Below are 24,915 nucleotides of genomic sequence, written 5' to 3'. Positions count from 1 at the left end.
TTATAACTTTCACTTTATCAATACTTTGTTAATCCTTTCCTATAATCATTAAAAAACAACAGATTTGTTTAGCAAAAGCACATTAAATTTATGTTAACACTAAAATAATGTCAAAAATGGTTTTCAACTATTCTAAGCTATGTAGTGTAATACATCGTGAATGTAATTTTTATATTCTTTATGTAGCAAAGACAACAATCTCTAACCGAATTGACATTTTTTTTTTAGTTTTGGCAATTATTGGGAATCAAAAATTCTCAAACCATTTATATGGTGTCATTAGTTTTAACTATTGCCGCAGGGGGAATCTGTTCTTAGAGCCCTCTCCTATCCGGAGCTTATAAATTAACATTACGAAACAATTAAAAAGCAAATTTCTTTTAATAGATATGAATTACGATGTTATTGTTTTAGGCAGCGGTCCGGGTGGATACGTAGCTGCAATTAGAGCTTCTCAATTAGGTTTAAAAACTGCAATTGTTGAGCGAGAATCTTTAGGCGGCATTTGTTTAAACTGGGGCTGTATTCCAACTAAAGCACTTTTAAAAAGTGCGCAAGTTTTCGAATATATTAACCATGCAGCCGATTACGGCATTACAACTGCTGAAGCAACTGCTGATTTTGCAGCCGTAGTAAAACGCAGCCGTGGAGTTGCTGATGGAATGAGTAAAGGCGTTCAATTTTTGATGAAAAAAAATAAAATTGACGTAATTATGGGAACCGGAAAAGTTAAGCCGGGCAACAAACTAGAAGTTAAAGGTGCAGATGGTTCTCAGCAAGAATTAACTGCTAAAAATATCATTATTGCTACAGGTGCTCGCTCAAGAGAATTACCTAACCTAAAACAAGACGGCAAAAAAATTATCGGATATCGCCAAGCAATGGTTTTACCCGAACTACCAAAAAGCATGGTTGTTGTAGGTTCTGGCGCAATTGGTGTTGAGTTTGCTTATTTCTATGCAACTATGGGCACTAAAGTTACCGTGGTTGAATTTATGGAAAACGTTGTTCCGGTAGAAGATGAAGATGTTTCTAAGCAACTATTACGCAGCCTTAAAAAGGTAGGTATCGATGTAATGACTTCAGCTAGTGTTGAATCTGTTGATACAAGCGGCGCCGGCTGCAAAGTTCAGGTTAAAACTGCATCAGGTATGCAAACTATCGAGGCTAATATCGTTCTTTCTGCTGCTGGTATTGTTGCAAATATCGAAAATATTGGTTTAGAAGAAGTAGGCATTAAAACTGATAAAGGTAAAATCGTTACTGATGAATTCTATAATACTTCCGTTAAAGGTTATTATGCAATTGGCGATGTTGTAGGCGGCCAAGCTTTAGCGCACGTTGCTTCTGCAGAAGGCATTATTTGTGTCGAAAAAATTGCTGGTCAGCATGCTGAACCATTAGATTATAACAATATTCCAGGTTGTACATATTGCACTCCAGAAATTGCTTCTGTAGGTTATACAGAAAAAGCTGCAAAAGCTGCTGGTTACGAATTAAAAATTGGTAAATTCCCTTTCTCTGCTTCAGGTAAAGCTAGCGCTGCTGGTGCAAAAGATGGTTTTGTTAAATTAATTTTCGACGCTAAATACGGAGAATTACTAGGTGCACATATGATTGGTGCTAATGTTACCGAAATGATTGCCGAAATTGTGGTTGCACGTAAACTGGAAACTACTGGTCATGAAATGATTAAATCTGTACACCCACATCCTACCATGAGCGAAGCTATTATGGAAGCTGCTGCTGATGCATATGGAGAGGTGATCCACTTATAAATATAAACGTTTCGAAAACCTCATTGTAAATGATGGGGTTTTCATTTTTAAAAATCAATTCCTTAAATTTTATTATTATGCGCTCTTATTTATTCCGACTAGGCCTTGTCCTGTCTTTTATTTTTTTCTCAATCTGCGTTTCAGCTCAGAATTTCACAAATGGCTATGTCATCACATTAAAAGGTGATACAATAATAGGTCTTATCGATTATAAAAACTGGAGAAAGAACCCAACAAAGATCAAATTCAAAAGTACTAAATCAACTGATCTTACTACTTATAAACCCACTGATATTTTATCTTTCAGTGTTATAAAAAAAGATGAAGTAGAAACTTACACATCTGCACATATTTCGATTGATAATTCTTCCAACATTTTAGATCAAATGGACACTAATAGAGAATTTTCAAACGTGGAGATAGATGCTTTCTTATTGGAAATTTTCAAGGGAACTTATACATTATATGAATACGAAGACCAAAAGGAACATTATCTTGTTCGCAATGGAAACAATTTTGATGAATTAAAATTCAAAAACTATATAACATCAAATAAAATAGCAAACTCAAATAATTATTTTAGAATTCAGTTAAACGATCTTTTAAAAAGTTGTACCGGAATTTCACAAGAGGAGATTAACAGATTGAGTTATAAAAAAACTGATTTGATAGAAATCTTTACTAAGTACGATAAATGCCTTGGCAAAACTTCCTATTTATCACAAAAATCAGAAAAAGTTAAACTTACATTTGGTGCAGTAGTTGGAATTGACTACTCAAAACTACTAATTACTAATGCGATATCATCAAACAGTAAAGATCTTGATCTAAGCTCAGGAACAAATTTTGCAGCAGGACTTAGCTTATCATTTAACCTTGCAAGAAGCAATAAAAAACACGCTGTTGTTTTTGAATTATTATATAGGAAGTATAGTTTTGAAGGTAGTTATGACGATATTAAAAGCAATGAAGAATACTTCCTTAACAAATACAAATTTGATGGTAACTATGCAAAAATAAATAGTATGTACAGATATCAGTTTACGCCATCTAAGATCAGTCCATTTATAAACGCTGGTATAAGTAATGCTTTTAAGTTATCAAAAATTGATAAATCCACAACTGACAAAAAGTTTTATTCCACTACAACAAGCTACGCTAACCCTATTTTTAAAGAAGAAGCAGGGTATGAATTTGGTTTAAACTTAGGCTTTGGTATTTTATATAATAAAATAAGTCTTGAGTTAAGAGGCGAATATACTAATGGTTTCTCTCCATATCCTTATACTAAAACCTCACTAAAATCAGCATATTTAAATTTAGGTTATTCCTTTTAATCTACTTATTGAGGTTTTTATAAAAATAATAATAGAAACACTAAAACCTGTTAATTAACTTTAACAGGTTTTTTCTATTTTTAAACGATTCCATATTACTTTTTTTATCTTAAAATGAAATTACATACTATAAATACAGGCTTATTTAAACTTGATGGTGGCGCAATGTTTGGCGTGGTACCTAAAACTATTTGGCAAAAAACCAACCCTGCCGATGCAAACAATCTTTGCACCTGGGCCATGCGATGCCTTTTAATAGAAGATGGAAATAAGTTAATTTTAATAGATACTGGTATTGGAAACAAGCAAGATGATAAATTCTTCAGTCATTATTACCTGCATGGTGATGACAACATGGAAAAATCACTCGCTGCATTAGGCTTTAACAGTGCTGATATTACTGATGTATTTTTAACACACCTACATTTTGACCATGTTGGAGGCGCCATTATACGTGATGGCGAAAAGTTGATTCCTACTTTTAAAAACGCAAATTATTGGAGTAATGAAAAGCACTGGCAGTGGGCTGTAGAACCTAATGCAAGAGAAAAAGCTTCGTTTTTAAAAGATAATATTTTGCCTATTCAGGAAAGTGGTCAGCTTAAATTTGTAGAAGAAAAAGAAAATGTAGAATGGCAACCAAACATTAATATCAGCTTTGCATACGGCCACACTGATGCCATGATGCTTCCAAAAATCAGCTATAAAGACAAAACTATTGTTTACATGGCTGATCTTTTGCCCTCCGTTGGGCACCTGCCTCTACCCTACGTAATGGCTTATGATATGTTTCCTTTAAAAACATTAACAGAAAAAAAATCTTTTTTGGAAGAGGCTGTAACCAACGATTACATTTTATACTTAGAGCACGATCCTATAAATGAATGTTGCACTTTGCAGCAAACTGAAAAAGGAATTAGAGTTGCCGAAACATTTAACTTAAGCGAGATCCTGTAGCCGACCTCAATAGCATGAAATTAGAATATCAAAATTAACACATGAAAAAATTCTTAATCCTATTTTGCGTATCGTTTTATTTTTCGCCATTATACTCGCAAAAAGCTACCATTATAAAATCACCAAATCCACTTCCTCTCAAAGATAATCGTCTCAAAATATTTTTGGGAGGTAGTATAGATATGGGAAACTCTGAGGATTGGCAACAAAATATAACCAATCAGTTCATTGATAAGAATGTGATTATCTTAAATCCTCGTCGTGATGACTGGAATAAAGATTGGAAACCATTAATTTCTGATCAAAACTTTAAAATGCAAGTAGAATGGGAACTAAATGCACTTGAAGCATCCGATTATATTGTAATGTATTTTGCTCCAGATTCTAAAAGCCCTATAAGTTTATTAGAATTAGGATTGTATGCAAAATCTAAAAAACTACTAGTTGTTTGTCCTGATGGCTTTTGGAGAAAAGGTAATGTTGATATCGTTTCAGAAAAATACGGAGTAGAAACATACAAAACAATACCTGAAATGACAAAATCACTTCAAGAAAAAATCAATCGACACACAAAACGTTAAGTATCTTTCAAAGAATTACTATATACTTTAACCTTGATCTATCTAAATGATCCAACAGGCAAAACCCGAAGATAGTAAAGCTGTAGCTAAATTAATTGTACAGGCCATGGGCGATTTGGCTTATAAATTTGCTAACTCTAAAAACTTGGATGATGCAACTGCCCTCTTTGAGTTCTTTTTTAAACAGAAAGCAAATCAATACAGCTATGAAAATACTTTAGTTTTTGAGGAAGATGGAGAAGTTTTCGGATCTATAAACGCTTATGATGGCGCAAAAATTTTTGATCTTAGAACTCCCTTCCTTAAATATCTCGAAGAAAATAAAGGACTAAAAAACTTTAATCCTGAGCCAGAAACTGAAGCTGGCGAATTTTATCTGGACACAATAAGCGTTTCAGAAAAAATGCAGGGAAAGGGAATAGGGAAACTTCTAATTAAAGCAGGCTTGGATTGGGCCGTTAAACTTGGTCATAAAAAAACGGCATTACTTGTTGATAAAGAGAACGAAGGTGCATTACGCCTCTATTTAAAAATGGGCTTTAAAATAGAAAATGAAAAGCAGTTTATAGGTGGTCAATATTACCATATGATCTTCTATAGCTAGTTTATAACTCTTTTATTTGTCTCAATTAAATATTTTTCAGTTTTTTCTGGTCTTTATTTGTATTTAATCTAAATAATTACAACATTTGTACCAATGGAAAAAGCCTGTATCAATATCAACGAGCTGATTAACGTTTTCTCAAATAATCACGGTACCATTTATCAATCAGATAAATTAAATTGTTTTTATATTGATTTCGGCGGAAAGTTTGCTCGTTTTAATTGCTTGGCATTGCAAAAACTTAAAAATGCAGTTGAAAGCATTGATATTGAATCTCTCCTTTTAAACACGCACAAAGCAGATTTTGAGTTGGTAACTTTTAATGGTTGCGAACATATTTATTTGTTAAGTGCCCTAGAAATTCTTTCACTTAAAGAATTATTACAAGGCACATTTACTATGTTTAAGCTAAACCACATGATTAGCGACTGCCTTTACAGATTGGTACACTAGGTAAATCGAAAAAAAGAAATTGATTTTATTATCCAAAAGCAATTCCATTTACTCCAATTACACATTTCTCTGTAGAATCCCCGCTTATTTAAACTGATTACAAATACCTACATTTCAGCAATTTAGACTAATTTCATATAGCAAATAATTAACACAAATACATAAAATACATGTTACATTTGTATTGTTATTAAAGCACATAATTATGAAAGACTTAATGCGTATCAAATGTTTAATTTCAGAAGAGATTGAAACATTATTAAATCAGCAGATCAAAAAAGAAGCTCACTCTTCATCACTATATTTATCAATGTCATCTTGGTGTGACCAAAACGGATTCGATTTTTCAGCAGATTACTTTTTAAAACAATCTGAAGAAGAACGCGTTCACCAGTTAAAATTATTTAAGTATGTATTAGATATGGGTGGAAATGCAATTTCTCCTGAAGTATCAAACATTAAAACTGATTTTGCTGGATTTAGAGAAGTTTTTGAAGATGCTTTGGAAGCAGAGATTGCAATTACTCAAAGTTTTAAAAACATTGCAGCAAAATGCCATAAAGAGCAAGATTTCGTTACAATGGAATTCTTAAACTGGTTCTTAAAAGAACAACGTGAAGAGGAATACAAAGCTCGCCGTGCACTAGAATTATTCGAGGTAATTGGCGAAGAAGGTACTGGTAGATGGGAAATTGACAAACACGTTAATAAAATTACTTACTCAGAACAATAACTAACAAAACATATTGTTGATAAAAGCTTCCTCGGTTTCCTTGGAAGCTTTTTTTATAACATAATTTATACTTCAGATATTTCTAGTATAAAAACACAATTTCTTTTAAAACAAAAAGCTTCCGTGGTTACCCAGGAAGCTTTTTTTGGTTAGTTGGATTGGTTTATGTTGATTATGAATAAGTCTTTTTATTTTTCTTGTAAAAAAAGCGCCGTTACCAGCGCTTTTTTTTAAACCAAATATATAATAATAATTAACGAGCATTACAAAAGTACTATTTTTTATCATAAAACAAATTTATTTTCAATAAAATTTACTTTTTTTTAAAATAAAACATAAAAACACTAAAAAAAACATACAATTAATATCAATAAATACATATAAAATTATTATAACTGAATAAAAATAATAAAATAATAAATAAACAAGATATAAATTCAAAATAAACTAACAAAACCCGTTTAAAAACAGAATAAAATCTAAAAAAATAGCGATTTAAATGAAAAATCAATACAAAATCTAAAAAACAAGCTATTTTTATTTAAATAATTGATTTTAATCTAAAAATATTAATATAAAGATCTATCTAATATTATTCTTTAATTTTACAGTAAACTTTTACAGACTTCTTTAATTCAAATTAAATTTGCTGTGTAATTATTACTAAAAATACCTTACCTATGGACAAAAAACTATTCTCAGTCCTTTTAACGTTCTTCGCCTTAGTTGTTTTTTCATCATGCAAACAAGAAAAAACGCAAAACAGCACAGAAACTATTAGTTCTGCATCGATCAAATCGTATATGGCTGTTTTGGCTAACGATAGTTTACAAGGCCGTAGACCTTTTACACCCGGCGAAATTAAAACTGTAAATTATCTTTCTACTAAATTTAAAGAAATGGGCATTGAGCCTGGCAATAACGGAAGCTATATTCAAAAGGTTCCAATGGTAGAAATTACCTCTACTCCTACCGAAAACATGAGTATAACTGGAGGTAAAACCGATATTACTTTCAAAGCTAATAAAGATTTCGTTGCCTTTACACGTAGAGAACAAGACAGCGTTCAGCTTAAAAACTCACCGTTAGTATTTGTAGGTTTTGGAATAGTGGCCCCTGAGTTTAACTGGAACGATTATAAAAACTTAGATGTTAAAGGTAAAACAGTTGTTGTTTTGGTAAGTGACCCCGGATTTAAATCTAAAGAAAAAACTGTTTTCAGAGGTGATACCATGACATATTATGGTCGCTGGACTTACAAGTTTGAGGAGGCTGCAAGGCAAGGTGCTGCAGGTGTAATTATTGTTCACCAAACTGACGCCGCTAGTTATGGCTGGTCTGTAATCACAAATAGCAATACAGGTGCTCGTTTATATTTGCAGCAAAAAGACAAGCATGCATCGCGGTGTAAACTGGAAGGCTGGATGACGGAGGAGGCTGCTACCAAATTACTTGCAAGCGCTGGGATAACTGGAGATATTCGTGATTATGCACGTAAAAAAGATTTCAAAGCAGTTGACTTAAATAAAAATGTAACTGTTGGCTTAAAGAATAAATTGAAATACAACACTTCTCAAAATGTTATTGCTACGATAAAGGGCAGCAAACGGCCTGATGAATACATAATATATACTGCACATTGGGATCATTTTGGGATAGGACCAAAAATTAATGGCGATTCTATTTATAATGGAGCTGTTGATAATGCCAGTGGTGTTGCGGCAATGCTCAGTATTGCCAAAGCATTTCAAAATGCAAAAGAAAAACCCGAAAGATCCATTGTTTTTTTAGCTGTAACCGGTGAAGAACAAGGCTTATTGGGATCAGAATATTATGCTTCTAATCCTATTTATCCATTAAATAAAACCGTTGCCAATTTAAATATGGATGCTTTAGGTGCTTATGGAAAAACAAAAGATATATCGATAAAAGGAAAAGGGCAAAATGAGATTGAGGATTATATTACAGCAGAAATAGAAAAAGACAAGCTTTATGCGGTAGGCGATCAAAGGCCAAGCGCAGGAAGTTATTATCGCTCAGATCATTTTAACTTTGCCAAGGTTGGTATACCTGCTGTAGATATTGGTAATGGAATTGATAGCTATGAAAAAGGAAAGGAATGGGGTGCAGCGCAAAAGAAATTATATAACGACAAAAACTATCACCAGCCATCCGATAGTTATACCGATACCTTTAATGCAGATGGGATAACCCAAATTGCTAATATTTTATTTAATGTAGGTTATAAGCTAAGTAATGAAACGAGTTTCCCTGCATGGAAAAAAGGTTCTGAATTTAAAGCAGCTAGAGATAAATCAATGAAAAAATAGATTTCAATCGGCAGTTGAAAGTTTGATAAAAATTGGCAACCGAAAACTATTTATTTTTTCTAAATTTGGGCCTTTTACAATTAAAATTATGATTAAGAGACAGCAAATTAAAGATTTATTAAAATCGACAGCATTCAACACAGAAGTAACGGTTATGGGATGGGTTAGAACCTTCCGTAATAATCAGTTTATAGCTTTAAATGATGGGTCTTGCATGAGCAATATCCAGGTTGTGGTTGATTTTAATAATTTGCCTGAGGAGCTGTTAAAAAGAATTACAACTGGTGCAGCAATTTCTGCTACAGGAAAATTGATTGAATCTTTAGGAAAAGGTCAAACTGTAGAAGTTAAAGCTACAAGCATTGAGATTTTAGGGGATAGTGATCCGGAGAAATTCCCATTACAGCCTAAAAAGCACAGCTTAGAGTTTTTACGTGAAATTGCACACTTACGTTTCCGTACCAATACCTTTAATGCCGTTTTTAAAGTACGCCATGCATTAGCTTTTGCCATTCATCAGTTTTATAACGATCGTGGTTTTGTTTATATGCACACACCTGTAATTACAGCAAGTGATGCCGAAGGTGCTGGAGAAATGTTTAAAGTAACTACTTTAGATTTCGACAACACGCCACGTACTGAAGATGGAAAAGTAGATTTCTCTGAAGATTTCTTCGCCCGTGCTACTAACTTAACCGTTTCTGGTCAATTAGAAGGTGAATTAGCAGCAATGGCTTTCGGACAGATTTATACATTTGGACCTACTTTTAGAGCTGAAAATTCAAATACTACACGTCACCTGGCTGAGTTTTGGATGATTGAGCCTGAGGTTGCTTTCGCCGATTTAGAAGATAACATGCAACTTGCAGAAGACATGATGAAGTATGTAATTAAATATGCTTTGGATAACTGCAAAGATGAATTAGAATTTTTAAATACCCGTTTGGCTGAAGAAGATAAACAAAAACCTCAAAATGAGCGTAGTGAGTTTACTTTATTAGAGAAATTAGATTTCTGTTTGGCTAATGATTTCGAGCGCTTAACATATACTGAGGCGATTAGAATTTTAAAATCTTCTAAACCAAACCAAAAGAAACAGTTTAAATATTTAATTGATGAATGGGGTGCTGATTTACAAAGTGAGCACGAGCGTTTCTTAGTTGAAAAGCACTTTAAAAAACCAGTAATCCTAACGGATTACCCCGCTGATATTAAATCTTTCTATATGCGCCAAAACGAACCAGATGCTGAAGGAAGACAAACCGTAGCCGCTATGGATATTTTATTCCCTGGCATTGGCGAAATGATTGGTGGTTCGGCTCGTGAAGAACGTTTAGATCGTTTAACAAAGAGAATGGAAGATATGAACATTCCTCAGGAAGAATTATGGTGGTATTTAGATACCCGCCGTTTTGGTTCTGCTCCACACGCAGGTTTTGGCTTAGGTTTCGAGCGTTTAGTATTGTTCGTTACTGGTATGACTAACATCCGCGATGTAATTGCATTTCCACGTTTCCCTAAAAACGCTGAGTTTTAAAAACATTAAGCAGATAAAAAAGGTCGGTTGGCATTCCCAATCGACCTTTTTCTTTTATAAAAGTTCTGATTCTACTTTTCGCATTCCAAGTGGTATTTAATTTCGCTACTGGCTTTTGTAGATACACTTTTAGGTACGTTTTCAAATACGTAATCAATTTTCACAGCAGGCACTATAGAAATCCTACCAGGCATTACCGTTCTATCTACCCGCTTAGCTTCCAGTTCTTCATCGGTAACACTTCCATAAGCAATTGTTTCAATGAATACAGGAGTAGTGCCAACATTATTTACATAACATTTGCTATGCCAGTAGGTTAGTTTTACGCCATTAATTTCAAGCGGCTTAATCATTACCTTTTCTTCATATTTACCGCAGCCTTGAACAATGTAAAGCGACGGGCAAGTCCAGTTGATTAGTAATGAAAGCACAATGGCAGCAAGCAAAAAGATAATTCCCTTTTTACTCTTTTTCACTCTTTCGATGTACCAGCCATAGCCAGCGATAGCAAAAAAGAAAACCCAAATAAGAATGGTGTAAACGGTGTGTGATAATAGCATAATTTAGATCAGCGTTAATTTATGTTAGTTTAAGATATAACATTAACAATCAAGCGGGTATAGTGTTTATAAAATAAAATTCTTTTTTTTATTAAATAATAGTTTCTGCAATCATTCTACCTAAACCCGATTGCAACGAACACGAAGTGAAACGAAGTAAAGTGCAAAGCGGGACTACAATTGCCACAAAACGCAGAACCATTCATTTCCAAATTATTAACAAGAACACATATTATCATTATTATTTGGAAACGTAAGGCAGTAATTATTGGCTTATACAGTCCTGCCCTTTGCTAAATCCCGATAGAAAAAATCGGGGATAACGCTTCCGGTCAGGTTTATTTAACAATAGTTAAGAAGCCACACATTTCTGCAACCATTTTACCTAAACCCGATTGCAACGAACACGAAGTGAAACGAAGTAAAGTGCAAAGCGGGACTACAGTTGCCACAAAGTGCAGAACCATTCGTTTCCAAATTATTAGCATGCAAAACGTATTATCATTATTATTATTTGGAAACGTAAGGCAGTAATTATTGGCTTATGCAGTCCTGCCCTTTGCTAAATCCCGATAGAAAAAAATCGGGGATAACGCTTCCGGTCAGGTTTATTTAACAATAATTAAGAAGTCACACATTTCTGCAATCATTCTACCTAAACCCGATTGCAACGAACACGAAGTGAAACGAAGTAAAGTGCAAAGCGGGACTACAATTGCCACAAAGTGCAGAACCATTGATTTCCAAATTATCTTAAAGCTCCTTACTTATTATACTCTTTATTAGAAACTAAACACTAACAAAGCAACAATATTTAAAACAAAAAAGGTCAGTCGAAACAAGCGACTGACCTAATAAATTTAAAGGCAAAGAGAAATTAATTTCCTGGCTCTGCCATTGTATCGTTATATGGATTTGCGTGAGAATAATCTACCGCTGATACTTTATAATCTGTTGGGGCAAAAGTTTTAGAACTGCTCAAGGCCATACCTAATTCGAAACGTGAAGGATAAGGCGTTTGCAATAAACTTCCGGCTGGGATATATGGATAACTCTCCAAATAAGATTGCATTACATTGGGGCTAACCCGTCTGTTAATATACGCACGACTTAATTGTTGCGGTTCTTTTAAACCTGCAGCACCTAAAAGCTCTACTGCGCTGGCTACCGTTAAGTTATGGAAATTTTTAACCCTAACTGTTTTATCTTCCACAACCAGGCCCTTCATTAAGCTTTGATCTTGCGTAGCCACACCAGTAGGGCAAGTATTGCTGTTACATTCTAAAGCTTGGATACATCCTAATGCAAACATCATACCGCGAGCAGCATTACACATATCGGCACCTAAAGCAATATTTTTAACCAAATCGAAACCAGTTGCAACCTTACCTGAAGCAATAATTTTAATGTGTTGTTTAATATTAAAACCATTTAAAACATCGTAAACAAAGGCAACCGCTTCGCGTAATGGCATACCTACCGAGTTAGAAAACTCTTGTGGTGCAGCTCCAGTACCTCCTTCGCCCCCATCTACGGTAATAAAATCAGGATAAATTCCGGTTTCTATCATGGCTTTACAAATTGCATAAAACTCACTACGGCGACCGATACACAATTTAAATCCAACAGGTTTTCCATCAGAGAGATCTCTAAGTTTTTTAACAAACTCTAAAAGACCAATTGGTGTAGAAAATGCGGAGTGTGCTGGTGGCGATAAAACATCTTTACCTTCGGGCACCAAACGAATTCGTGCTACTTCTGGTGTAACTTTTTTAGCTGGCAACATTCCTCCATGACCGGGTTTTGCACCTTGAGATAGCTTGATTTCGATCATTTTTACTTGATCGGTTTTTGCTCTTTCAGCGTATGCATCATAGTTAAAAGTACCATCGGCATTACGGCAACCGAAATACCCTGTTCCTATTTGCCAAATTAAATCTCCCCCTGGCTGGCGATGATAATCACTAATACCACCCTCGCCAGTATTGTGTGCAAAGTTGCCCATTTTGGCGCCACCATTAAGTGATAAAATTGCATTTTGACTTAAAGAGCCAAAACTCATTGCCGAAATATTGTAAATACTTGCTGAGTACGGCTTTTTACAATCTGGGCCACCAACTAAAACTCGTGGATCAAGGTTTAACTCATGATGGCTAATTGCAGCAATACTGTGGCTTAACCACTCGTAACCGTTATCATATACATTTAATTGTGTACCGAATGGAATGGTATCGTTATCTTTTTTAGCTCTTTGATAAATTAGGGAACGGTTTAATCTACTATAAGGTGTTCCATTGGTATCGCTCTCTACAAAATATTGATATACTTTTGGACGTAAATCTTCCATGAAATAACGTAAACGACCAACAACCGGATAGTTTCGAACGATACTGTGTTTAGGTTGAATTAAATCGTAGATACCTAATACAACAATTGGACCTGTAAAAATTGAAATCCACCAAAGTGGTGGGTAGGTTAAACCTAGCATAACCGTAATGGTTACTAAAAATGCGGCAATGGCGATGAATGCTTTTCTCATAAAATTAGATTAGCGAATATGTTTTGTGGTACAAAGATTAGGATTATTAAACAACTGACATCATAATTTTGTTATTTTTACATATGCTTATTAAGATTTATCCCGAAAACCCGAACGAAAGAGCCATAGAACAGGTGGTTGAAGTGCTTAAAAAAGGCGGTATTATTATCTATCCTACTGATACTGTGTATGGCTTGGGTTGCGACATTACCAACCCTAAGGCAATTGAGAAAATTTGTCGCATTCGTGGTATAAAACCTGAAAAAGCTAACTTCTCTTTTATCTGCCATGATTTAAGCCATATTGCTGATTATATTAAACCTATTGATAACACTACTTTCAGAGTATTGAAAAAGGCATTGCCTGGCCCTTTTACTTTTATTTTTAATGCTAATAATAACGTGCCGAAGTTATTAAGCTCCAATAAAAAAACTGTGGGTATCCGTGTACCCGATAATAATATTGCCCGTTGCATAGTTAAGGAATTAGGCAACCCCATTCTTTCTACATCTATAAAAGATGATGATGAATTAGTAGAATATTCTACCGACCCTGAATTGATCCATGAGAAATACGAAAACCTTGTTGATTTAGTAATTGATGGCGGTTATGGCGATAATGAGGCTTCAACAGTGGTAGATTGTACAACTGGTGATTTTGAAATTATTCGCGAGGGAAAAGGAGATATTGAAGAATATTTATAAGAATAAACCTCAAACGCAGCCCCCTAACGATATAAAAGTCAAAATCTTACGCCATATTAAATTTATTTTTCCACATTCACAATAATTAACAACAACTTAATATTGAAAGAGGATTTTTGCATATACATTTGTTTAAAACTAACAACGTTATATGAAAAAAACTTTACTATTAATTCTTTCCCTTTTTTTCATTACCAAATTTTCTCAGGCACGGGCAACCTTTTTAATTTCGCCCAATGTTGAAAATTTAAATGGAATAAATTCAGAATTACCTACTGGTTTTTCTGTAAAGAAGGGCTCGGCTAATTTAGCTGTTCCAAATTCTTCCCATTTCTTAAATCCGATTAAAAATGGTACTTCTCATCGAACCGCTTTAAGAAAAAAATCATTTGCATCGGCTACACATGTTGTAATTTCCGAAATTTATGGCGCTGGTGGAAATGCTGGTTCGGTATATAAGAATGACTTTATTGAATTATACAATCCAACGGCATTACCCATTAGTATAACAGGCTGGAGTGTGCAATACGCAAGTTCCACAGGAGCAACGTGGCAATCTACTGCTTTATCAGGAACTATTCAGCCGGGAGGTTTTTATTTGATACAGGGAGTTTCTGGTGGTACTGTTGGAACGAACTTACCTACTCCAGATCAAATTGGAACGCTAAATTTATCGAGCACAGCGGGTAAGGTTTTATTGGCAAATGTTACCACAGTGCAAACAGGAACATCACCTGCAGGAGCACAAATTGTTGATTTTGTTGGCTTTGGTACAACAGCTAACTTTTTTGAGGGTACAGGACCAACACCTGCACCAAGTGTAACTTTATCTATTGAGCGTAAAGCTACAGCAGGATCAACAACTGTAAGCTTAAGCGCTGGCGGTGCTGAGGTATCTGCAGGTAACGGCTACGATAGTGATAATAATTCAGCAGATTTTGTAACCAGAGCACCAGAACCACAAAACTCTGCCTCTCCTATTGAGATTCTTTCTGTTCCATCACCTTTTATTGGTGTTACTCCATCAACTTTAGATTTTGGTTCTCAATTAAACAATATAACATCTGCAGAAAAAACATATACCCTTAACTCTGCAAATCTTAACGGAACAAGCGTTACCTTAACCGCATCTGGTCCTTATAAAATATCAAAAACAACAGGTACAGGTTTTGCTTCATCCATAACTTATACCAATGCAGAACTTACTGGAAGTAAAACAGTTTATGTAAATTTTACCCCTACAAATTCTGGCACAGCCAATGGCACTGTTACTACTGTAGGTGGCGGTGTTTCTAATCCACCATCGGTATCATTAACAGGTGTAGGACAAGCGGCAGTTTTATCGGCAGATCAAAGTTCTCTTGATTTTGGAAGCTTGGTTATCGGAAGCACATCAACCAAATCTTATACATTAAGTGGCAGCGGTATTACAAACGATGTTACTGTAAGCACTAATGCTCCTTTTTTAGTTTCAAAAGATAATAATACTTTCGTTGCTTCTATAACATACACTGCTGCCGAATTAGCTACAGCCAAAACCGTGAACGTACGCTTTAGTCCAACAGCTGCTATAGTTTCTACAGATAATGTTGTACATGTAAGTACAGGAGCTACAACTTTAAATATTGGTTTAACAGGAACAGGAACAACACCTCCTGCCCCACAAGCGCATGTAGTTATTTCTGAAGTTTATGGCGGTGGAGGTAACAGTGGTTCTACTTACAAAAATGACTTTATTGAATTATACAACCCAACAAATGCCGCTATTGATTTAACAGGTTGGAGCGTGCAATATAGTGGCGCAACTAATACAACATGGCAATCAACACCATTAACAGGCACTATACCTGCTAAAAGTTTCTACTTAATTCAAGAGGCAGCTGGCACTGGAGGTACAACGGATTTACCAACACCAGATCAAATTGGAACTTTAGCATTATCGAGTTCATCAGGTAAAGTACTGCTGGCAAATGTTTTGACTTTGCAAACAGGCGCAAAACCAACAGGTACACAAATTGTAGATTTAGTGGGTTTTGGTACAGCTAATGGTTTTGAAGGTACAGCCGCAGCCCCTATTACTACCAATAGCACATCTATAGAAAGAAAAGCTTCTGCAACTTCTACTACAGCAACATTAGCTGTGGGTGGTATTGAAGAATTTGAAGGAAATGGATACGATACAGATAACAATAATACCGATTTTGTAACACAAGCACCTAACCCACAAAACTCTACTGTAATTGAACCAGTTGGTGCAAACCACGTGGTAATTTCTGAAGTTTATGGTGGTGGTGGTAATAGCGGAGCGATTTATAAAAACGACTTTATTGAACTTTATAACCCAACTAATACGGCTGTTGATTTAACCGGATGGAGCGTGCAATACGCAAGTGCAACCGGAACTGGAAACTGGTCTGCAACAGTTCTTTCTGGCACAATCCCAGCAAAAGGCTTTTATTTAGTACAAGAAGCTGCAGGTGCCGCTGGTACATTAGATTTACCAACGCCTGATAAGATTGGAACATTAAACTTATCTGGCACTGCTGGTAAAGTACTTTTAAGCAATACAAGTACAATACAAACAGGTATAAAACCTACAGGTGCTAACATTATTGATTTGGTAGGCTTTGGTACTGCAAATGGCTTTGAAGGTATAGCCCCTGCTGTTGCTACCACAAATACTACTTCTATTGAGCGTAAGGCAAGTCCAAACTCTACAGCTGCTACCTTAGCTATTGGCGGTACAGAAGAATTTGCAGGAAACGGCTATGATAGCGATGATAATGCTACAGATTTTATTTTAAGATCACCTGAACCTCAAAACTCAAGCTTTACAGAGCCAGCCTCTACCACTGGTCCTTATTTAAAAGTTACACCAACCACATTGGCATTCGGTAGTCAGGCGGTTAACAGTACCTCTGCATCTAAAACATATATACTTTCTGGTGGTAATTTAACCAATCCTGTTTCGGTAACCGCAACTGGACCTTTCACCATTTCTAAAGATGGTACTACTTTTCTTACCTCATTAAATTATGCAACGACTGATTTAGTAAGCAATCAAACCATTTATGTTCGCTTTAAGCCAACAGCTATTGGTAATGCTACAGGTACAATTTCACATGTTAGTACTGGTGCAAAAACAATTAGCCTAGGTTTAACAGGTCCTGGTACAGATCCAAATCAAACAACCTTTAATTTTGAAAACTGTACAACGGTTGGAAGCTCAGCATTATCTGATGGTTTTTATCAATACAGCGTAACAGGTGCTCAAACCTGGGGCTGTACAACAACATTTGGTCATGATGCTTCTGATCCAGCAGGAAAAGCAAGCACAGGTAATGCGCTTCAAATTAACGGATACGCTGGCGGAAACATTTTAAATGAAGATTGGTTAATTTCTCCGGCTTTAAACCTTTCAACTTTCAACTATGCAATTCTATCCTTCTGGACGAGATCTGCATTTGCCGGAGATAAACTTCAATTAAAAATTTCAACAAACTATAGAGGATCAGGAGATCCGGCCTTAGCTACATGGACAACTATTGATGGTAAATTTCCTGAAACGGGTACTGATGTTTGGACAAAATCAGATAATATTGATTTAACTTCATATAAAGCAACTCCAGTTTACGTTGCCATTATTTATAACTCAACAACGTCATCAGCAAGCCGCTGGACAGTTGATGATTTCCAGGTATTAAATTCGAGTACACCACCTGCGGTTGATATTACAACCTCTCCATCAAGCTTAAGTTTTGGCTTTCAAGCAAGTGGGACAAGCTCTCCTGAGAAAACATTTGGTTTCTCTGCTGGTAATTTAACGGATGATGTTACCTTAACGGCTCCTGCTAATTTTACAATTGCTAAAACAAGTGGCGGTACTTTTGGCAACACATTATCATACGCTAAAGCTGATATTAACAACACTTCTCAAACGGTTTATGCTAAATTTTCGCCATCAACAGCTAATACCAACTATAATGGCAATGTAAGCATCGCATCAAATGGTGCTGTTAATAAATTTGTAAGCTTAACAGGTAATACTTTTGATATTACAAATAGCCTTCAGGTTGTAAACTGGAATATAGAATGGTTTGGAAGCCCAGCTCAAGATCCAAAAGATGATAACTTACAAGCTGCAAACGTAAAAACAATTGTAAATAGCATTAATGCTGATATTTATGGCTTTGCAGAAGTTGTAGATACTACTTTATTTAGAAATACAGTATTGCCAGCAGGTTATAATGTAATCTTCAGCAAGTTCGGTTCTTACGCTAATGATGAAAATGATGAACGTACGGTAAACGGAACAAGTTATAGTTATAAATCAACCCAAAAGCTTGCCTTTATGTATCGTACGGATAAGGTAAAACCATTAAATGTTTTTGGAGTATTAAGAGATACTTATTATCCAAGTAACTTAACAAATAGTGCTGATGGATCTCCTTATAAAAACTGGTCATCAGGTCGTTTCCCTTTTCTGATGCAGGCTCAAGTAAAAATTAACAACAAACTTGATACTGTATATTTTATAGAAATACATGCGAAGGCAAACACAGGTACAACCGCTGCACAAATAGACTCTTACAATCGTAGAAAAGATGGTAACGTTCAGCTTAAAGCGTGGATTGATGCAAATTTAAAAGATAAGAAGGTTATTATCCTTGGCGACTTTAACGACGTATTGGATGCAGATAAAACCATTGCACCAATGCCAGCAGGAACAGGTACATCTTACTCTGATTTCACCAAAGATGTAGCCAATTATTTCCCACTTACCCTACCATTAAGTTTAGCAGGAAAGCAATCTACAGCAGGTTTCCCAACGGTTATTGATAATGTTATAGTAAGCAAAAGCTTAAACACCAATTACATTTCCGCATCGGCTGAAGTATTAGATAATGTAAAAAGCTTAGTAACAAATTATAGTACAACAACAACAGATCACTACCCAATTAAAACCAGATACTTATTTGGTAATGGTGCACCAACTTTGGATGTTGTAGCAGATCAAAAAACATGTTACAATACAACAAACCTAACCATTCCTTTAACAGGTATTTCTGCAGGTCCTGAAACAGCACAAACCACTAGCCTATCTGTTACTTCAGATAATGCAAACTTATTTGATGTTTTAACTGTAGCAGCAAATGGAACTGATAAGGGATTAATTACCTATCACCTAAAAAATAATGTAAATGGTGTAGCAAACATCACGGTAACGGTAATGGATAATGGCGGTACTGATTTTGGTGGTGTAGATAAAATTACCAAAACATTTAAGCTTACCACTACTGCAGCTGCAACTGCTACAGTAACAGGTACAACAACGGTATGTTTAAATGCAACTGCACCAATTGTTACCTTTACAGGCGCAAACGGTACAGCTCCATATACTTTTACTTATAACATTAATGGTGGTACAAACCAAACCATTACAACTACTGCAGCAAGCAATGTTGCAACCATTACTGTCCCAGCAAATGCAACAGGTACTTTTGCTTACAACTTGGTAAAAGTAAATGATGCCAACTGCGGATCAGACCAAACTGGAACAGCCACAATTACCGTAGCACCTTTGGCAACTGCAAGCATTAGCGGTACAACAGCTATAATTATTAATGCCACAGCACCTAATATTACTTTTACAGGCGCTAATGGTACTGCACCATACACCTTTACTTATAATATTAATGGTGGTACAACACAAACCGTAACATCAGTTGGAAACACAGCTACAGTAGCCGTACCAACAAATGTAGCAGGTACCTTTAATTACAATTTAGTAAATGTAACGGATGCAAACTGCGGTCAGGCGCAAACAGCTTCTGCAACGGTAATTATCCGTCCACTTCCTGTAGCAACTATTGCAGGTACAACCGCAACTTGTATAACAACAGGTTCAACAGCTATAACCTTTACAGGTTCGGTAGGTACTGGGCCTTACACCTTTACTTATAACATTAATGGTGGCACAAACCAAACCATTACAACTACAGGAGTAAATACAACTGTTACAGTAAATGCACCAACAAATGTTGCAGGTACTTTTAACTACAATTTAGTAAGTGTTGCTGATGCCTATGCTAATCAAAACCAAACAGGTACAGCTACCGTTTTGGTTAGAGCATTAGCTACTGCAAGCATTAGCGGTACAACAGCTGTACCTCAAAATGCAACAGCACCAGTTATTACTTTTACCGCCACAAATGGTACTGCACCTTATACCTTTACCTATAATATTAACGGAGGTACAAACCGTACAGTTAGTTCAAATACCACTACAGCAACCGTTAATGCACCAACAAATGCAGTTGGCACATTTGTTTACAACCTGGTTAACATTGCCGATGCAAACTGCGGTCAACCGCAAACAGGTTCGGCAACGATAATTATTCGTCCATTACCAGTAGCAACTATTGCAGGTACAACAGCCACATGTGCTGGCTCAAATGCTCCGGTAGTAACCTTTACAGGTTCTGTAGGTACTGCACCTTATACCTTTACTTATAACATTAACGGCGGTAGCAACCGTACCATTACCACCAATACCACTACAGCAACTATTAATGCTCCAACCAATACTGTAGGTACATTTACCTACAATTTGGTTAGCGTAAGCGATGCTTATGCAAATCAGTTGCAAACGGGTAATGCAACGGTAACCATTAATGCTTTACCGATGGTATCTATTACAAGCAATAAAGGTTTAACAGTTTCTAAAGGTGATGCCCTTGTTTTATCAGCCACTGGTGGCGCTCAATACAGTTGGACTGGCGCGGAGATTGTAAGCGGACAAAATACTGCTGCCATAACCATAAGACCAAAACAGAGCGGTAATTACCGTGTAGTGGTTACAAATGCAAGCGGTTGTACTAGCGACCAAACTATTAATATTCAAATTGTAGAAGATTATAAGTTAGAAGCAGGAACAGTATTAACACCTAACGGAGATGGTTATAACGATAAATTCATCATTAAGAACATCGATTACTATCCTAACAACACCTTAAAAATATTTGATAAAGCAGGTCGCGTATTGTACACCAAACAAGGCTATAACAATGATTGGGACGGTACGCTAAATGGCAGTCCACTATCCGAAGGAACTTATTATTATATCCTCGATATGGGTTCTGGACTTGGAAATTTCAAAGGTTTTATCAACATTATAAGAGACTAATTACAGGGACATGAAAGCAATTACAAAAAACATAAAGCAAGCGACTCGTGTATCAGTCTTATTTGCAACAACTATATTATTATTTAACACTGCAAAAGCACAAATTCTGCCATTAAATGGCCAATACTTTCAAAACAGGTATTTGGTAAATCCATCTATGGCTGGTATAACCGAAGGTTTTAATATCAACGGTAGCTTTCGCAAGCAATGGAGTAACATTCCTGGTGCACCCATTACACAAAGCATTACGCTAGATCAACAATTGAATAAAGTGGGCTGGGGTGTAAACATTTATAACGAAAAAGCAGGTGGAATACAACGCACCAAAGCCGTAGGAACTTTTGCCTATCACCTACCTTTAAACAATGAAGATCAGCAATTAAACTTTGGTGTTTCATTTGGTGCAAGCCAGGATAAGTTAGATTTAAGCAGCATTAGAAATAGCGACATCAACGATCCATCTATCGCCCGTTTTAATGATCGTGGCTATTACCTTGATGGTGATTTTGGAGTTTCATATACTTCCAACGGTCTAAATATTGAAGGTGCTGTACCTAATATGAGATCGGTTTTCAGAAAAGACGATTTAAACTATGCAGATAAACCCGTATTTTATTCGGCAGTTAGTTATAAGTTTAATTTTGGAACAGGATTAAATGGAGTAAGCTTAGAGCCAAAAGGTATTTTTAGAGGAATTAAAAACTATGATAACCTATGGGATGCCGGCGTAAATGCAACATTTGCAAACGATAAATTATACGTTATGGCTATGTATCATAGTACAGAAAATGCAACAGTAGGCTTTGGAATGAACTATAAATCTACTTTATATTTTATGGCTTACTACAACACCGCTACTTCTGCAATAAGTGGTTATACTGACGGAGATTTCGAAATCAGTGTTCGCTTAAACCTGCGAAAGAAACCTTAAACATTTTAAATATAAGCGGGTTAATTGAAAGATTAACCCGCTTTTTTATTGCCTATCGCCTCCTTTTTGTTATTTTTACCTCCATGGCTAAACTGATCAATTTAGAAGTATTTAAAAGGTTTTTTCGTTCCGGACAAGTTGGAGGCTTCCTTTTGTTAATATGTGTAGCCATATCTCTCTTAATTGCCAATACAGCCTCAAAAGAAGGTTTTGAAAGCTTTTTACAAACTAAATTGGGTTTCGGTGCTGTTAACTACACTATTTTAGCCTGGATTAATGATGCCCTTATGGCTATCTTTTTTCTTTTAGTTGGCCTAGAAATTAAGCGTGAATTGTTAGAAGGCGAACTATCATCCCTTAAAAAGGCTTCATTACCGGTTATTGCTGCTTTAGGCGGAATGATTGTACCAGCATCCATCTATTTTTTGTTTAATAAAGGTACTGAAAGTGCATCAGGATGGGGCATCCCAATGGCAACTGATATTGCCTTTGCGCTCGCCATTATTGCCATGCTGGGTAAAAGCGTACCCACCAGTTTAAAAATATTTTTAGCAGCACTAGCCATTGTCGATGATCTAGGTGCCATTTTAGTAATTGCCGTTTTCTACACCAACCAAATTCATTTTGACTACCTATTAATGGCAGGCGGCATTATGGTTATTCTTGGTTTAATGAATTATTTCGGCGTAAAAAATCTATTCTTCTACTTAATTCCAGGCATATTCTTATGGTATTTTATTCACCATTCGGGCATCCACGCAACCATAGCAGGTGTACTATTGGCCTTTACCATCCCTACCAATGATACAGACGTAGAATCGCCTTTAGAAAAGTTGGAGCATTTTTTAACCACGCCTGTTAACTATCTTATTATGCCAATTTTTGCACTGGCGAATACCAATATCACCTTTCAAAAGGAAATGATTTCGGGCTTATTCTCTCCGCTAGGTTTAGGAATTGTTGTCGGGCTTTTTGTTGGTAAAACCATTGGTGTTACCCTTTTTAGCTGGCTTGCCGTAAAATTGAAATTCGCCAATCTACCTTCTGGTGCCGGCTGGAAACATATTTTAGGTTTAGGCATGCTTGCAGGAATTGGCTTTACCATGTCTATTTTTATTGCCCTGCTTTCTTTTAGTGATCCGCTACATATACTGGAAGCCAAGTTTGCTATATTAACGGCATCAGTTTTATCGGGGGTTGTGGGGTTTGTGTTTTTAAAATCGGTGAAGAAGGTTTAGGTGTACATTTAACAGCAAAGAGCACAAAGTTAATAAGCAAATAGCGCCAAGAAAATTATTTAGTTTTAAACATTCTGTGCGAGTATATTTTGTGGTATTATATTTCTTGAAATTTTCAGCTTGTACTATAGACAAATAAGCTGAGGTTTGCAAATTTCTAATATCACTCGTTAAAACACAAAGCTGAATTAACACTTGCACGCACTCCTCTCCACATATTCCTTATTACCATTACCATTGTAATAAAAACAACCACCTTTTGAGCCTTGATATAATTTTTGCCCTGATTTATATGTACCGCATGGTCTATAAGTTTCAGTATCTATATCTGCCCCTACTTCACTTTCTTTACTACAGGCTAGCAGACTCACGGTTAAAAACAAGATATAATAAAATCTTTTCATACCGCCAAGATACCGGGCTATGAGGAGTAAAATTTACGGTTACCCGTACCTTTTCTAAAAAAATAATATGCTCTACGCATTACGTATCATAAATAAGACTACCTTACCACCAATAAATAATTAATATTTACTTTTTAAACACAATATCATGTCTAAAACAAACGACACAGGCCACAACAAAGACGTAGCTAATTTCGAAACGCTAATTGCCTTTTTAACCGATTACGGCGCAGTGTACAACCCTAGTAATGTCAACATTCAGTTAAGCAATTTAAAGAATAGCGCAGCGCTAGCCCTGTCCACCAACCAGCAGGTAAATGATATGGCGGCGAAGAACAGTAATGCAATTGCTGCACGTGATTTGGCATTTGAGTCTTTGAAAAAATTAAGTACCCGTATTATGAATGCCGTTAAAGCAAGTGATGTAGGTCAGCAGGTAATTGATAATGTTGCAACACATCATCGTAAAATGCAAGGCCAAAGAGTATCAGCCAAGTTAAATGATGATGAAAAACAAAAGCTTGCGGCTAGCGGAGTCATTGTTAATCAGATCTCCGCCTCGCAACAAAGTTTCGATAGCCTGGTTGATACCTTCGATAAGCTAATTAAACTCTTAGCCACCATTCCCAATTATGCGCCTAATGAGGTAGACCTGCAACAAATTACCCTCAGTAATTTATACGACAGCTTACTCAACAAAAACCGCGACGTGATAGCAAACAATTCCCAGCTGAGCACCTTTCGCGTCAACCGTGATAAGATATTGTATGATGCCGAAACAGGTATAGTTGCCCTTGCTTTTAATGTCAAAAACTATGTAAAATCTATTTTTGGATCGAATAATCCACAATACAAACAAATTTCGGGCATCCCATTTAAGTCCGTAAAAATTTAAATTATGAAAACAATCATCCCTGGGTCTGTTCAATAAACTGTGTCAAAAAGAAAATTAATAACTTTAAACATAGGAATTATGTCAGATCAACAAGAAGAGCAGCACTTCAATTATAAAGCATTTGAAGATTCAGCTTTAGAGCAGCTAC

General features: G+C 35.8%; 16 protein-coding genes. 14 read left to right on the top strand and 2 right to left on the bottom strand.

Annotation, left to right across the window (positions count from 1 at the left end; all coding sequences use genetic code 11):
* Window positions 1-389 precede the first annotated feature (389 nt).
* From lpdA to asnS, 9 genes are all read left to right on the top strand, one after another.
* Window positions 390-1,778 carry a dihydrolipoyl dehydrogenase gene (gene lpdA / locus EHC72_RS07080; RefSeq protein WP_131536981.1) on the top strand — a complete coding sequence of 463 codons (1,389 nt, stop codon included), beginning with the start codon at window positions 390-392 and terminating at the stop codon, window positions 1,776-1,778.
* Between the two features lie 77 nt (window positions 1,779-1,855).
* Entirely contained in the window at window positions 1,856-3,115 is a 1,260-nt protein-coding gene (locus EHC72_RS07075; protein WP_131536980.1) for a porin family protein, read from the top strand.
* A gap of 114 nt (window positions 3,116-3,229) precedes the next feature.
* Entirely contained in the window at window positions 3,230-4,072 is an 843-nt protein-coding gene (locus EHC72_RS07070; protein WP_131536979.1) for an MBL fold metallo-hydrolase, read from the top strand.
* Between the two features lie 41 nt (window positions 4,073-4,113).
* Window positions 4,114-4,653, top strand: a complete 540-nt coding sequence (locus EHC72_RS07065) for a nucleoside 2-deoxyribosyltransferase domain-containing protein (protein ID WP_131536978.1) — start codon at window positions 4,114-4,116, stop codon at window positions 4,651-4,653.
* Window positions 4,654-4,699: 46 nt separating this feature from the next.
* Entirely contained in the window at window positions 4,700-5,257 is a 558-nt protein-coding gene (locus EHC72_RS07060; RefSeq protein WP_131536977.1) for a GNAT family N-acetyltransferase, read from the top strand.
* A gap of 93 nt (window positions 5,258-5,350) precedes the next feature.
* Complete coding sequence (locus EHC72_RS07055) at window positions 5,351-5,710, top strand: hypothetical protein (protein ID WP_131536976.1); 360 nt, start codon at window positions 5,351-5,353, stop codon at window positions 5,708-5,710.
* A 205-nt stretch (window positions 5,711-5,915) separates the two neighbouring features.
* Window positions 5,916-6,443 carry a ferritin gene (locus EHC72_RS07050; RefSeq protein WP_131536975.1) on the top strand — a complete coding sequence of 176 codons (528 nt, stop codon included), beginning with the start codon at window positions 5,916-5,918 and terminating at the stop codon, window positions 6,441-6,443.
* 680 nt (window positions 6,444-7,123) lie between these two features.
* Window positions 7,124-8,773 carry a M28 family metallopeptidase gene (locus EHC72_RS07045; RefSeq protein WP_131536974.1) on the top strand — a complete coding sequence of 550 codons (1,650 nt, stop codon included), beginning with the start codon at window positions 7,124-7,126 and terminating at the stop codon, window positions 8,771-8,773.
* A gap of 88 nt (window positions 8,774-8,861) precedes the next feature.
* Window positions 8,862-10,310 carry an asparagine--tRNA ligase gene (asnS, locus tag EHC72_RS07040; RefSeq protein ID WP_131536973.1) on the top strand — a complete coding sequence of 483 codons (1,449 nt, stop codon included), beginning with the start codon at window positions 8,862-8,864 and terminating at the stop codon, window positions 10,308-10,310.
* Window positions 10,311-10,381: 71 nt separating this feature from the next.
* On the opposite strand, the gene EHC72_RS07035 is transcribed toward asnS, so the two are convergent.
* Together EHC72_RS07035 and EHC72_RS07030 are read right to left on the bottom strand one after the other, a co-directional pair.
* Window positions 10,382-10,870 carry a hypothetical protein gene (locus EHC72_RS07035; protein ID WP_131536972.1) on the bottom strand — a complete coding sequence of 163 codons (489 nt, stop codon included), beginning with the start codon at window positions 10,868-10,870 and terminating at the stop codon, window positions 10,382-10,384.
* 877 nt (window positions 10,871-11,747) lie between these two features.
* Window positions 11,748-13,409 carry an FMN-binding glutamate synthase family protein gene (locus tag EHC72_RS07030; protein ID WP_131536971.1) on the bottom strand — a complete coding sequence of 554 codons (1,662 nt, stop codon included), beginning with the start codon at window positions 13,407-13,409 and terminating at the stop codon, window positions 11,748-11,750.
* 83 nt (window positions 13,410-13,492) lie between these two features.
* On the opposite strand from EHC72_RS07030, the gene EHC72_RS07025 reads away from it, so the two are divergent.
* The 5 genes from EHC72_RS07025 to EHC72_RS07005 all read left to right on the top strand — a co-directional run bounded on the left by EHC72_RS07025 (window position 13,493) and on the right by EHC72_RS07005 (window position 24,767).
* Window positions 13,493-14,113, top strand: coding sequence for an L-threonylcarbamoyladenylate synthase (locus EHC72_RS07025; RefSeq protein WP_131536970.1), 621 nt, complete (start codon window positions 13,493-13,495; stop codon window positions 14,111-14,113).
* A gap of 151 nt (window positions 14,114-14,264) precedes the next feature.
* Complete coding sequence (locus tag EHC72_RS07020; RefSeq protein ID WP_131536969.1) at window positions 14,265-21,299, top strand: lamin tail domain-containing protein; 7,035 nt, start codon at window positions 14,265-14,267, stop codon at window positions 21,297-21,299.
* 10 nt (window positions 21,300-21,309) lie between these two features.
* Complete coding sequence (locus EHC72_RS07015; protein ID WP_131536968.1) at window positions 21,310-22,230, top strand: PorP/SprF family type IX secretion system membrane protein; 921 nt, start codon at window positions 21,310-21,312, stop codon at window positions 22,228-22,230.
* Window positions 22,231-22,313: 83 nt separating this feature from the next.
* The gene (nhaA, locus tag EHC72_RS07010) at window positions 22,314-23,468 is read left to right on the top strand and encodes a Na+/H+ antiporter NhaA (protein WP_170311718.1); all 1,155 of its coding nucleotides are present in this window, start codon (window positions 22,314-22,316) and stop codon (window positions 23,466-23,468) included.
* Window positions 23,469-24,020: 552 nt separating this feature from the next.
* Window positions 24,021-24,767, top strand: coding sequence for a hypothetical protein (locus EHC72_RS07005; RefSeq protein ID WP_131536967.1), 747 nt, complete (start codon window positions 24,021-24,023; stop codon window positions 24,765-24,767).
* Window positions 24,768-24,915: the final 148 nt, after the last annotated feature.

Origin of the sequence: Pedobacter nototheniae, assembly GCF_004335085.1 — a bacterium.
Lineage (GTDB): Bacteria > Bacteroidota > Bacteroidia > Sphingobacteriales > Sphingobacteriaceae > Pedobacter > Pedobacter nototheniae.
Note: the sequence above shows the minus strand (reverse complement) of the source record. Positions and strands in the feature narration are given on the sequence as shown.

Excerpts from the sequence above, each read along its gene's own strand:
- asnS (WP_131536973.1), top strand. The coding sequence starts at position 8,862 with ATGATTAAGAGACAGCAAATTAAAGATTTATTAAAATCGACAGCATTC.
- EHC72_RS07045 (WP_131536974.1), top strand. The coding sequence starts at position 7,124 with ATGGACAAAAAACTATTCTCAGTCCTTTTAACGTTCTTCGCCTTAGTT.
- EHC72_RS07050 (WP_131536975.1), top strand. The coding sequence starts at position 5,916 with ATGAAAGACTTAATGCGTATCAAATGTTTAATTTCAGAAGAGATTGAA.
- EHC72_RS07005 (WP_131536967.1), top strand. The coding sequence starts at position 24,021 with ATGTCTAAAACAAACGACACAGGCCACAACAAAGACGTAGCTAATTTC.
- EHC72_RS07055 (WP_131536976.1), top strand. The coding sequence starts at position 5,351 with ATGGAAAAAGCCTGTATCAATATCAACGAGCTGATTAACGTTTTCTCA.
- EHC72_RS07015 (WP_131536968.1), top strand. The coding sequence starts at position 21,310 with ATGAAAGCAATTACAAAAAACATAAAGCAAGCGACTCGTGTATCAGTC.
- EHC72_RS07025 (WP_131536970.1), top strand. The coding sequence starts at position 13,493 with ATGCTTATTAAGATTTATCCCGAAAACCCGAACGAAAGAGCCATAGAA.
- EHC72_RS07020 (WP_131536969.1), top strand. The coding sequence starts at position 14,265 with ATGAAAAAAACTTTACTATTAATTCTTTCCCTTTTTTTCATTACCAAA.
- EHC72_RS07030 (WP_131536971.1), bottom strand. The coding sequence starts at position 13,409 with ATGAGAAAAGCATTCATCGCCATTGCCGCATTTTTAGTAACCATTACG.
- lpdA (WP_131536981.1), top strand. The coding sequence starts at position 390 with ATGAATTACGATGTTATTGTTTTAGGCAGCGGTCCGGGTGGATACGTA.
- nhaA (WP_170311718.1), top strand. The coding sequence starts at position 22,314 with ATGGCTAAACTGATCAATTTAGAAGTATTTAAAAGGTTTTTTCGTTCC.
- EHC72_RS07035 (WP_131536972.1), bottom strand. The coding sequence starts at position 10,870 with ATGCTATTATCACACACCGTTTACACCATTCTTATTTGGGTTTTCTTT.
- EHC72_RS07070 (WP_131536979.1), top strand. The coding sequence starts at position 3,230 with ATGAAATTACATACTATAAATACAGGCTTATTTAAACTTGATGGTGGC.
- EHC72_RS07065 (WP_131536978.1), top strand. The coding sequence starts at position 4,114 with ATGAAAAAATTCTTAATCCTATTTTGCGTATCGTTTTATTTTTCGCCA.
- EHC72_RS07075 (WP_131536980.1), top strand. The coding sequence starts at position 1,856 with ATGCGCTCTTATTTATTCCGACTAGGCCTTGTCCTGTCTTTTATTTTT.
- EHC72_RS07060 (WP_131536977.1), top strand. The coding sequence starts at position 4,700 with ATGATCCAACAGGCAAAACCCGAAGATAGTAAAGCTGTAGCTAAATTA.